At 75.5% G+C, this 11,113-nt stretch carries 8 protein-coding genes and 2 tRNA genes; 4 read left to right on the forward strand and 6 right to left on the reverse strand.

Features of this window, described 5'->3' with window-relative positions; all coding sequences use genetic code 11:
- Nucleotides 1-37: 37 nt before the first annotated feature.
- The 3 genes from NWP10_RS01725 to NWP10_RS01735 all read right to left on the reverse strand — a co-directional run bounded on the left by NWP10_RS01725 (nucleotide 38) and on the right by NWP10_RS01735 (nucleotide 5,906).
- A complete protein-coding gene (locus NWP10_RS01725; protein ID WP_258299668.1) occupies nucleotides 38-3,151 on the reverse strand; it encodes an ExeM/NucH family extracellular endonuclease in 3,114 nt (1,037 codons plus the stop codon).
- A gap of 23 nt (nucleotides 3,152-3,174) precedes the next feature.
- Nucleotides 3,175-5,568, reverse strand: coding sequence for a bifunctional UDP-sugar hydrolase/5'-nucleotidase (locus NWP10_RS01730; RefSeq protein ID WP_258299669.1), 2,394 nt, complete (start codon nucleotides 5,566-5,568; stop codon nucleotides 3,175-3,177).
- 250 nt (nucleotides 5,569-5,818) lie between these two features.
- A tRNA-Ser gene (locus NWP10_RS01735) sits at nucleotides 5,819-5,906 on the reverse strand.
- Between the two features lie 207 nt (nucleotides 5,907-6,113).
- Between NWP10_RS01735 and NWP10_RS01740 the strand changes: the two genes are divergently transcribed.
- Nucleotides 6,114-7,199 (forward strand): NAD(P)H-quinone oxidoreductase, encoded by a 1,086-nt coding sequence (locus tag NWP10_RS01740; protein WP_258299670.1) that lies wholly within the window; start codon nucleotides 6,114-6,116, stop codon nucleotides 7,197-7,199.
- On the forward strand, nucleotides 7,196-7,645 hold the full coding sequence (locus tag NWP10_RS01745; protein ID WP_258299671.1) for a hypothetical protein: 450 nt from the start codon (nucleotides 7,196-7,198) through the stop codon (nucleotides 7,643-7,645). The genes NWP10_RS01740 and NWP10_RS01745 overlap by 4 nt, the downstream gene beginning before the upstream one ends.
- 49 nt (nucleotides 7,646-7,694) lie before the next feature.
- On the opposite strand, the gene NWP10_RS01750 is transcribed toward NWP10_RS01745, so the two are convergent.
- Nucleotides 7,695-7,771, reverse strand: a tRNA-Thr gene (locus tag NWP10_RS01750).
- 187 nt (nucleotides 7,772-7,958) lie between these two features.
- On the opposite strand from NWP10_RS01750, the gene NWP10_RS01755 reads away from it, so the two are divergent.
- The gene (locus NWP10_RS01755; RefSeq protein ID WP_017488310.1) at nucleotides 7,959-8,699 is read left to right on the forward strand and encodes an HAD family hydrolase; all 741 of its coding nucleotides are present in this window, start codon (nucleotides 7,959-7,961) and stop codon (nucleotides 8,697-8,699) included.
- 79 nt (nucleotides 8,700-8,778) lie between these two features.
- On the opposite strand, the gene NWP10_RS01760 is transcribed toward NWP10_RS01755, so the two are convergent.
- Both NWP10_RS01760 and tmk read right to left on the reverse strand, forming a co-directional pair.
- Nucleotides 8,779-9,978, reverse strand: coding sequence for a DNA polymerase III subunit delta' (locus tag NWP10_RS01760; protein WP_017488311.1), 1,200 nt, complete (start codon nucleotides 9,976-9,978; stop codon nucleotides 8,779-8,781).
- Complete coding sequence (gene tmk / locus NWP10_RS01765) at nucleotides 9,975-10,625, reverse strand: dTMP kinase (protein WP_017488312.1); 651 nt, start codon at nucleotides 10,623-10,625, stop codon at nucleotides 9,975-9,977. The genes NWP10_RS01760 and tmk overlap by 4 nt, the downstream gene beginning before the upstream one ends.
- A 78-nt stretch (nucleotides 10,626-10,703) precedes the next feature.
- Between tmk and NWP10_RS01770 the strand changes: the two genes are divergently transcribed.
- Nucleotides 10,704-11,012 (forward strand): DUF2516 family protein, encoded by a 309-nt coding sequence (locus NWP10_RS01770; protein WP_258299672.1) that lies wholly within the window; start codon nucleotides 10,704-10,706, stop codon nucleotides 11,010-11,012.
- Nucleotides 11,013-11,113 lie beyond the last annotated feature (101 nt).

Genomic DNA, 11,113 nt, shown 5'->3' on the forward strand with positions numbered 1-11,113 from the left:
ATCGGATCCCGGACGGCCCCGCCGTCATGTCGGGACGTCAGCCCTGCGCGACCAGCGCGTCGAAGCGCTGGATCAGCGTGGCCATCTCGCCGCGGCTGATGTCGCGGCCCGCGCGGTACGTGCCGTCCCGGTAGCCGACCGAGATGCCCTCGGAGGCCATCCACTGGATCGCCGCGTAGTGCGAGCTCGCGGGGGAGACGTCGGTGAAGTCGGACGTCGCGGGCGCCGTGTAGTCCACGCCGGAGGCGCGGTACAGCAGGGAGGCGAACTCGCCGCGGGTCACGTCGCGCCACGGCTTGAAGGTGCCGTCCGCGTAGCCGCGGACGATGTCCTCGGCCGAGCCCCACTCGATCGGGATGAAGTGGGTGTTCGTGGCCGGCACGTCCGGGAACGTCTGGCCGTCGGCCGTGAAGGGGGTGTCCTCGAGGTAGCGGTACAGGAAGGACATGGTCTCGGCGCGGGCGCTGTCCTCGAACTTGCCGAAGGTGCCGTCCGCGTAGCCGTTGGCCAGGCCCGCGCACTGCATCCAGCGGATCGCGCTGTAGTGCGCGGAGCCCACGGCGTTGTCCGCGAAGTCCTCGACCTCGCAGACCTCCACCGGCGCGGTCGGCGCGCCGTCCAGCCGCAGCCCCACCAGGAGGGGGTTGTGGTCCGAGGAGCGCCACTGGTCCGGCGCGTAGAGGTCCTCGGCCACGTAGTCGTGACGGGAGTACTCCAGGGCCACGGACTCGTTGGCGTTGATCATCCAGATGTCCTGGCCGGTCACCACGGCGCTCGCGGCCGGGGAGGCGTGGACGCCGTCCAGGCTGCCCACCGCGCCGTCGAAGGTGTACGAGTACTCGCCCGTCAGGGCGCCCTGGGAGACGTAGCCGGCCTCCTCGAGCACGCGGATCGGGTCCTCCTTCTCGTAGGCGTTGAAGTCGCCCAGCAGCAGGACGCGGTCCGTGCCGGCGTCGTCGGCCACCTGCTCGGCGAAGGCCACGAGGGCCTGCGCCTGGCGGGTGCGGTCGCCGTTGTAGGCGCCCTGGCCGTCGCCGGAGTCCGCGTTGTCGCCCGCGGCGCCGGAGCCGCCCTTGGACTTGAAGTGGTTGGTGACGGCCACGAAGTCGGTGCCCGCCACGCCGGCCTCAGTGCCGTCCGCCGCGCGGAAGTGCTGCGCCAGCGGCTCGCGGGCGTTGTCGAAGTTGGCCTCGTCCCGCAGGATCACGGACTCGCCCACCGGGGTGACCTCCGCCGGCTGGTAGACGAACGCGTTGCGGATCACGTCCTCCTCCGCCAGCGCGGGGCGGTCGGCGGGGGAGGCGACGTAGGCCCACTTCTGCTCGCCCGCCTGCGCGTTGAGGGCGTCCACGAGGTGGGCCAGCGCGTGGTCGCGGTCCAGGTCGAACTTCGCGGAGTTCTCGATCTCCTCGAGTGCCACCACGGAGGCGTCCAGGCCGTCGATCGCCGCGGCGATCTTCTCCTGCTGACGGGCGAACGCCTCGGGGGTGTACGCGCCGCGCGGCAGGCAGCCGTTCGTGGTCACGGGCTCGCCGAAGCGGTCCGTGTAGGCGCGGCAGCCGGGGAAGTCCTGGCCCAGGGCGGTGAAGTAGTTGAGCACGTTGAAGCTGCCCACGCTCACGTTGCCGCCCACGACCTCGGGCGAGGCCTCCTCGGGGCGGGTGTCCTCGACGCCCACCGGCTGCACGTCCGCCGCGGTGGCGTCCGTGAGGTGGCCCAGCGGCTGGAAGGACCAGGCGTCGAATCGGTAGTCCAGGATCACGCCGGTGGTGAAGTCCAGTCCCGCGCCCACGCGCACGGGCCGGTCCGCGTCCAGGTACGGCAGCGGGTTCTCGTTGCCCGGCGAGCGCATGAAGTTGGTCGAGGCGCCGTCGTCGAGGACGATCAGGCGGCTCGCGTTGTCCGCGGCCACGGCCTGGGCCTCGGCGCCGGGGGCGGCCACCGAGGTCGGGTTGGGCAGGGGCTCGGTGCCGGGCACGATGCCCAGCGAGCCGTACTGGTTCAGGTCGTAGTTGTCCGTCACGGTCCACTCGCCGGTCGGCGCCAGGAGCATGCCCTCCAGGGCCTCGCGGTCGGCCTCGGAGAGCGGGAAGTCGACGGCGGTCGGGGCGACGGCGGCCGGCTCGGCCACCGGCGTCACGCCGCCCGCGCCCACGCGCACCTGGGTGAGGCCGTAGTGCTCGGCGGCCTCGCCGGTCACCTGGACGTGGTCGCCCAGGGCCACGGAGCCCACGGTGTCCGGGGAGTAGACGAACAGGCCGTCCGAGGCGCCGGGGGTGGCGTCCTCGGCGGAGCCGCCCGTGCCCGCGGTCTGGATGTAGTAGCCGTCGTAGCCGCCCGTGGAGTACACGGCGGTGACCACGCCGGTGGTGGTGACCTGCCGGCCGGCGTAGGGGGTGGCCGCGCCGTCGCCCTGGATCTGGGCGATCGTCAGGGCCGGCGCGGGCTCCGGATCCGGCTCGGGATCCGGGATCGGGTCCACGGGGGCCTCGCCGGTGGAGGAGGTGGGGGTGACCTGCGCGGTGACCGTGAAGTCGGCCGCGTTGTCGTCCGTGTCCACCCCGTCCGTGCGGGTGAGGGACTTCGGGTCCGAGTTCGAGGACGGGGCGCCTGCGGCGGCGGTCTCGAAGGTGTTGGAGGTGCCGTAGCCGAGCAGGTCGGCCACGCCCTCGGCCTGGCCCGTGGACACCGAGCCGACCGGCAGCGCGGTGAGGGCGCCGGCCTGGTCCGAGAGGACCACGGTGCCGCGGGCGCCCGCGGGGTTGAAGGCGCCGCCGGCGTTCAGGTCCGGCGTCGGCAGGGCCGCGCCGGTGGTGCCGTTGGAGCCGCCCTGGATCAGGAAGTGGCCCTTCGCCGGGACGGTGCCGCTGAGCGCCACGACGCCGTTGGGGGCGGCGGTGCCCGTGGCGGAGCGGTACTGCAGGGACCAGCCGTCCAGGGAGATCGGCGTGTCCGTGGGGTTGTACAGCTCCACGAACTTGTGGGCGAAGACGGCGTTCGCGGAGCCGCCGTTGGTGTAGACCTCGTTGATCACGAGGCCGTCGCCCGTGGGGGCGGCGTGGGCGGGGCCGGCGACGACGGCCGGGGCCAGCAGGGTGAGCGCGGCCAGGGCGACGGCCGGGCGTGACAGGCGGAAGGTGCGCTGGGTCATGGTCTCTCTCCGAGTGCTCCGGCTCAGCGGCCGGCCGGGGCGGACGAGGCGGTCAGGCCCAGGGCCTTGCGGCCGCGCAGCAGCGCGGCGCCCAGGAGGGCGCCGAAGCCGGCCAGCCACCAGGCGGAGGCGTCGCCGGTCTCGACCGTGGAGGGCACCGTGTGCTCCTCGTCCCGGTCGCCGTCGTCGTCGCCCTCGACGGGGGCGGCGGGGTCGGTCGGGTCAGAGGGGTCGGCCGGATCGGCGGGCTCAGAGGGGTCGGCCGGGACCGTGGGGTCGGTCGGATCGGCAGGCTCAGAGGGGTCGGCCGGGACCGTGGGGTCGGTCGGCTCGGTCGGCTCGGTCGGCTCGACCGGCGCCTCGGAGGCGGTCACCTCGAGGGCGTGCCGCACGATCGTGTCGGTGCCGTCCGCGTAGCGAACGGTCATGCGCAACTCGCCCGCGCCGGCCTCGGCCGGGGCGGCGATGCCGGAGAGGGTGACCTCCTCGGAGCCGGCCGGGACCGTGACGGCGCCCAGCTCGGTGACGGTGCCGTCCGCGGCCTCGAAGGCCACGGCCACCTCGGCGGCCGCCGGGGCGTCGTCGGAGTCGATCACGAGGTCGCCCAGGGTCAGGACGATCTCCTCGCCGGCCGCCACGGTCTCCGGGGCGCCGCTGACCGGCACGCCCTTCTTGGCGAAGTCGGGGCCCACGGCGCCCTCGGCGGACGCCTGGAGGCGGGCGTAGTCCGAGATGGCCTGGGTGTCCAGCACGCCGAGGTCCACGAAGTCCTCGCGGCCGGTGGCGAAGGCGGTGTAGCCGTCGGGGGCCGCCGTCGGGTCGCCCAGGGCCACCCAGGTGTCGTCGGCGAGGAAGGACTGGGTCGCCACGGTGTACATCGCGTCCTGCTCGAGCGGCTCGCCGTCGATCCACACGCCCGTGACCTTCTCGCCCTGCGGGCGGGACTCGTCGTAGGTCCAGGTCAGGTTCTCGGACCAGCCCAGGGTGAAGGTGCGCACGTCGTCGCGCCAGTTCTGCTCGAGGGCCAGCTCGATGGAGGAGCCGGGGATGTCGAAGTAGGAGATCGAGTTGCCGAACGGGGCGACGTCGAGCAGCTCGCCGAGGGTGAGCTTGCCGATCAGGTCCGCGGGCTTCGGGGAGAAGGTGCCGCCGCCGGTGAAGGCGTCCACGAGGATCTCCGAGCGCAGGCCGCCCGGGTTCACCACGCCGAGGTCCACCTCGGGATCGGCGTTGAGGGCGGTCTGCTTGGTGGCGTCGGCCACCCAGTTGCCCAGGGTGGTCTCCGCGCTGCGGGTGCCGCCGGCGCGCCAGGTGCCGCCCTCGTCGAGGCGCTTCTGATAGTCGGTGGTCAGGGAGCCGTCCAGGTCGGCGACGACCTGGGACTGCAGGTCCTCGAAGACGGCCACGGCCTCCTGCTCGATCGCGTAGACCTCGGCGGTCACCGCGGACTCGGCGGCGGCCTCGGCCGGATCCTGGGTGGAGCGGTCCAGCAGGCGGGAGGCGACGGCGGTGACCTCGCCGGCGGCGTCCACGGTCAGCTCGACGGCGGCCAGGTTGCTGCCGGAGGCGCCGGCCTGGAGCACGGGGCGGGCGACGCCGTCCCCGGCGGTCTCGTACTGGTACAGCTGGTGGGTGTGGCCGTTGAAGATCACGTCCACGGCGGGGTGGGTGTCCTCCACCATGGAGCGGAACACCTCGCGCTTGCCCAGCTCGGCGGCGAGGTCGCCCGCGCCCGCGGCGCCCTCGTGGTAGGAGGCGACGATCACGTCCGCGGCGCCGGAGGCCTCGAGCTCGGCGGCCACGCCGTTGACGGCCTCGACCATGTCCAGGACGGTGTTGCCCTGCAGGCCGGCGCCGGTGGTGGTGGCGTACAGCTCGTTGGGGACGGCGCCGATGACGGCGACGCTCACGCCGTTGACGTCGAAGATCGCGTGCGAGGCCAGGATGGGCTCGAGGGTGGCCGGGTCCACGAAGTTGGCGGCGAGCACCGGGAACTCGGCGCGGGGGATCACGCGGTCCTGCAGGTCGTCCAGGCCGCGGTCGAACTCGTGGTTACCGGCGGCCAGGGCGGACAGGCCGAGGGCGTTCATCACGTCGATCGTGGGGTCGTCCTGCTGGACGTTGGAGACCGAGGCGGAGCCGCCGATCAGGTCGCCCGCGCTGGTCAGCAGCACCGAGCCCTCGCCGTGCTGGGCCTCGAAGGCCGTGCGGTAGTCCTCCACGGTGTCGGCGAACTGGGTGCCGGAGAAGTCCGAGGAGAGGGCGCCGTGGAAGTCGTTGAAGGACAGCAGCGAGATGGTGGTCTCGTCCGCGGCGACGGTCTCCACCGCCAGGGCCGGGGCGGCGCTGGCGGGGGCGAGGACGAGGACGGTGCAGGCCGCCGTGGCGACGGCGTGGCGGCGGAACAGACTGGACATGGCTCTCCCGGGGGTGCGTGGGGTCGTGATGATCGGACGGCGCCGATGACGGTGCGGCGTGTCACACCTGAGGAGAGCATGCCCGAGTGACGTGCGGGTGAACAGCGCCACGCCGAGGGGAGGCGCGGAGGCGATGCCGCCCCGCCCCGCCCGGCCTGGGCGTCCCCGCCCGGCGGATCGACGCAGAGCGCCGGAGAAGGCCATGAGCCGGGCCGTCGCTGCATGCACGACGACCCGGCTCATGGTGGGGCGGATGGTGAGGGATTCGAACCCTCGGCACGGGGTCACCGCGCACCGGTTTTCAAGACCGGCTCCTTCGGCCGCTCGGACAACCATCCCGGCGGGCCCTCGGGCCCGCCGCACCACTCTACCGAGTGCGCCCCGGGCGCCCTCGGCCCACGACGACGCCGCGCGGCCCGCGGGGGCCGAGCCGGTGGCGGGGGGCCGGGGCCGGGGACCATGATGGACCCCGAGCACCACGAGACCAGCACGACGAGACGAGCACCATGAGACGAGCGCCGCAGGAGCGGGAGGAGGGGCCGAGCATGTCCGAGACGACGATGACGCCCGGGACGGGCCGGGGAACCATGCGCGCGGTCCGGTTCACGGGCGAGGGCGGGGCCGGGTCCCTGGCCGTCGGGCAGGAGCCGATCCCGACCCCGGGGCCCGGCGAGGTCCTCGTGAAGGTCGCCGCGGCGGGCCTGAACCGGGCGGACGTCATGCAGCGGGAGGGGAAGTACCCGCCGCCGCCGGGCGCCTCGGACGTGCCGGGGCTGGAGGTCTCCGGCGTCGTCGTGGCCCTCGGCGAGGAGGCGGGCCTGCCCGGCGAGGGTCGGTTCGCCCCCGGGGACGAGGTGTGCGCCCTGCTGGCCGGCGGCGGCTACGCCGAGCACGTGGTCGTCCCGGCCGGGCAGCTGATGGCCGTGCCGGCGGGCGTGGACCTCGTCACCGCCGCGGCCCTGCCGGAGGTGGCCTGCACCGTGTGGTCCACGATGTCCGAGCGCGGCGGCGTGCGCGCCGGCGACGTCGTGCTGGTGCACGGCGGCTCCGGCGGCATCGGCACGTTCGCGGTCCAGTACCTGGCGGCGATCGGCGCCCGCGTGCTGGCCACCGCCGGCGGGCCCGCCAAGTGCGAGCGCGTGCGCGCCCTCGGGGCGGAGGACGTCTTCGACCACCGCTCGGGCGAGCCCGGCGCGTTCGCGGACTGGGTGCTCGAGCGCACCGGCGGCCGCGGCGCGGACGTGGTGCTCGACGTCGTCGGGGGACCGTACCTGGACGCCAACGTGCGCTGCCTCGCGGCGGAGGGCCGGATCGTGGTCATCGCCGTGCAGGGCGGCCTCAAGGCGGACGGCTTCAACCTGATGCGCCTGGTGTCCAAGCGCGGCTGGCTCACCGGGGCCACTCTGCGCGCCCGCTCCGTGGTGGACAAGGCGCGGATCGTGGCCGGGACCGAGCGGGCGGTGGCCCCGCTGGTGGCCGCGGGGCGCATCGACCTGGCGGTCGGCGCCCGCTTCCCCCTCGACGACGCCGTGGCCGCCCACCGGCGGTTCGAGGCGGAGGACCGGGTCGGCCGGGTGCTGCTCGTCACCGACCCCGCCGACGCGCTGTGGCCGCAGGAGGACCGGACGTGAGGGGCCCCTTCGCGCGCTTCCGCCAGTCCCGCTCCGACGACCGCGAGCTCGGCACCGGGCTGTGGCGCCGCGCCCACGACCGGTTCGTCCGGGCCATGGACCGGTACTGGCAGGTGTTGGAGGGGGATCGCGGCCCGGACCTGCTCAGCGCGGAGCAGCGCAACGGCATCGTGCACGCCGGCAACGTCCTCGCCGAGCGGCTGCCGGCCGTCCGCGCGCTCTGCGTGCGCCTGCACCGGGACCACGCCGGCGACGGCGAGCACATCCCGCCCGAGGCGGCGGACGTGCACCGGGAGCTCTCCCGCGCCGCCCACGAGCTCGCCGCCACCGCGCAGGCCCTGGCCATGCACCGGCTCGGGCAGGGCTCCTCGGACTCCGTGGGCCGGCACGCCGAGCGGACGCTCGCCCACCTCGACCGCGCCGAGGAGCTCGCCGCGAGGCTGTGAGGCCCGGGACGAGAAGGACCCCGCCGCGTTCTCACGCGACGGGGTCCGTTGGAGCCCCCTGCCGGATTCGAACCGGCGACCTGCTCTTTACGAGGGAGCTGCTCTGGCCAGCTGAGCTAAGGAGGCACGCGGCCGCGAACGGCCACGGCTGACGAGCATACCGGTTTCCCCGGCCCGATTCCACCGGGCCCCGGGCCGGCGCGACGGCGGCACCCAGTGTGGCCCGCCCCGTCGTCGGGCGTTCACCCGGCCGCCACGCCGCGGCCAGACGGGCGCGGTTGCGTGGGGCGCACACCTCGTCGACGGGAGACGCATGAGCCTGCACCACGCCCCCCGCCCCGTGGCCGCGCCCCCGCGCGCCGACGGGCCGCCGTCCCCGCCGCTGCGCCTGGCGGTGGTGGACATGTCCGGCACCTCGATCGTGGAGCGGGGGCTGCAGGACGCCGCGTTCGCCCACGCCCTCGAGGCCCACGGCCTCGCGGCGGACGCGCCCGCCCACGCCGACGCCGTGCGCGTCTTCCGCGCGCGCCGCGCCACGTCCCGCACCGCCGTGTTCGCGCAGGTCTTCCCGGACCGGCCGGCGGCCGTCGCGGCCGCCCGCACCTTCGAGGAGGCCTTCGACTCCCTGCTGGCCGAGCACGGCGCCCAGCCGGTCCCCGGCGCGGAGGAGGCGCTGCTGCGCCTGCGGGCGCTCGGCCTGCGCGTGTGCCTGTGCACGGGGTACGCCCGCCACACCCAGAACATGATCCTGGAGTCCCTGGGCTGGATGGGCCTGGCGGACCTGAGCCTGTCCCCGGACGACGCCGGGCGCGGCGTGCCCTTCCCGGACATGATCCTCACCGCCCTGCTGGGCCTGGACCTCGACGACGTCCGCGGCGTGCTCGTGGTGGGGGACACCGCCGAGGACATGACGGCGGGGCGCCGGGCGGGGGCCGGCCTGGTGGCCGGGGTGCGCACCGGACGGGACGCGGACGCCGCGCTCCTGGCCGCGGGCGCGGACCACGTGGTGGACGGCCTGGCGGACGTGCCCGCGCTCGTGGGCGCGGGCGGCTGAACCGCCCGGACCGCTGAACCGGCCGGCCCGCAGAGCCGGCCGAGGTCGCTCGGGCCGCGACGCTCGGGCGGAGCAGCGCTCAGCGCCGGCGCGGGGTGCGCACGCGCCGCGGCAGCAGCGCCAGCATCATGGCCTCGAGCGCCAGCTGCTCGGGCACGTTCGCGGCGATGCGCTCGCGGGCCGTGGCGACGGCGTCGATCCGGGCCAGGACCTCCGCGGAGTCCCCGGCGGCGCCGCGCGCGTAGGCCTCCACCTCCGCGCGACGGTGCTCGTTGATGAGCTCGCCCTCGGCGCCGAGCTGCACCCGCAGCACGTCCCGGAACAGGCCCATCACGTCGATCATGGCCCGGTCCAGGGAGTCGCGGACCGAGCGCCGGCGCCGCCGGGTCTGGTCCTCCTCGAGCCGCTTCACGTGCTGGCGCAGCTTGGGCGGCACGGGCTCGCCGGGCTCCAGGCCGAGGGAGCGGCGCAGGGTCTCCAGCTCCTCCGCGTCCCGGGCCTCGGCCGAGGACTCGGCCTCCGCCTTGGACACGTCCGCCAGGGTGGCGGCCAGGGCCATCGCGTCGGAGACCGCGGTGGCCTCCAGCGGCAGGGAGAGGATGCGCTCGCGGCGCTCCAGGGCCTCCGGGTCCCGGGCGAGGCGGCGGGCCATGCCCACGTGGGACTGCGAGATGCGGGCGGTGGTCAGCGCGGTCTCGCGGTCCAGCCCGTCCCGGCGGTGCAGCAGGTCCGCGACGTCCTCCACGGCGGGGATGCTCAGGGTGACCAGGCGGCAGCGCGAGCGCACGGTGGGCAGCACGTCCGCGGGGGAGGGCGTGCAGAGCATCCACACGGTCCGGGCGGGCGGCTCCTCCACGGCCTTGAGGAGCACGTTCGTGGCCCGCTCCGTCATGCGGTCCGCGTCCTCCATGAGGAAGATCCGCCACCGGCCCGTGGCGGGCGTGGACTGGGCGGCCTCCACGAGGGAGCGCACGTCCTCGATCCGGTAGCTCACGGCCTCGGTGGCCAGCACCGTGACGTCCGGGTGGGTGCCGGCGAACACGGTGCGGCACGCGTGGCACCGCCCGCAGCCGCGCGCGGCCGGGTCGGGGGCCTCGCACTGCAGGGCGGCCGCGAAGGCGCGGGCCGCCGTCGAGCGCCCGGAGCCGGGTGGGCCGGTGAACATCCAGGCGTGGGTGGGCCGGTCCTCGGCGGCGGCCCGGCGCAGCTGCTCCACCGCGGAGCCTTGGCCGGCGAGGTCGGCGAAGACGGCCGGGACGGCGTCGGGGAGGGCGCTCATCGGGCGTCCGCCTCGGCGGTGACGCGGGCCAGGGCGCGGGCGGTGAGCTCCTCGGGGTCCAGGGCGCCGTCCAGGAGGAGGTAGCGCTCCGGCGCGGCGGCCGCGCGGGCGAGGAAGGCGGCGCGCAGCGCCTCGTGCTGGTCCGCCGTCTCCTGCTCCATGCGGTCCGCCCCGTCCCCGTCGCGCCCGGTGCGGCGGGCGGCCGCGGTGGCGGCGTCCACGTCGATCAGCACGGTCAGGTCCGGCACCAGCGAGTCCGTGGCCCAGTCGTTGAGCCGGGCGATCCACTCCTCGCCGAGGCCGCGGACCGCGCCCTGGTAGGCCACGGAGGAGTCCACGAACCGGTCCGTGACCACCACGGCCCCGCGGGCCAGCGCGGGGCGCAGCGTGCGGACGGCGTGGGCGGCGCGGGCCGCGGCGAACAGCAGCGCCTCGGTGCGCGGGTCCACGGGGGCGTGCGCGGGGTCCAGCAGCAGCCCGCGCAGGGTCTCGCCGAGGTCGGAGCCCCCGGGCTCGCGGGTCAGGACGGCCTCGCGCCCGGCGGCGCGCAGGGCCGCCACGAGGGCGCGCGCCTGGGTGGACTTGCCGGACCCGTCCGGCCCCTCGACGGCGACGAACAGCCCGCGATGCTCGGTCTCGGTGCTCACCCCCCGAGCCTAGACGCCGCCACGGACGCGGGAGGAACCGCGCCCACGGCCCCGCCCCCGCGCTCTAGACTGGCGGGCATGAGCGCCCCCATGCACCTCGCCCTGACGTTCGACCACTGGCTGTTCCGCATCCTGGCGATCGTCGGCCTCGTGCTCGAGGTGTGGGCCTTCCTTGACGCGCTGCGCCGCAGCCCCGGCGACTTCGCCCGCATCGGCGGCCGGGACAAGAGCTTCTGGTTGATCCTCACCGGCGTCGCCGCCGCGGTGGGCGTGCTCGGCGTGCTCTCGGGCGGCGGCATGGGCATGTTCGGCCTCCTGGCCGCCTGCGTGGCGTGCGTGTACCTCGCCGGCCCCCGTCAGGAGATGGGCCCGGCCACGCGCCGCTGATCCGGCTACGCGCCGCTGACCCGGCCCGCGCCGTCGTCGGCCGGGCCGCCCCGCCGTCACGACGACGGCGCCACCGCCTCCCAGCGCACGCTCATCTCCCC

The sequence above is a fragment of the Micrococcus sp. HG099 genome (assembly GCF_024723355.1).
GTDB classification, from domain to species: Bacteria; Actinomycetota; Actinomycetes; order Actinomycetales; family Micrococcaceae; genus Micrococcus; species Micrococcus endophyticus.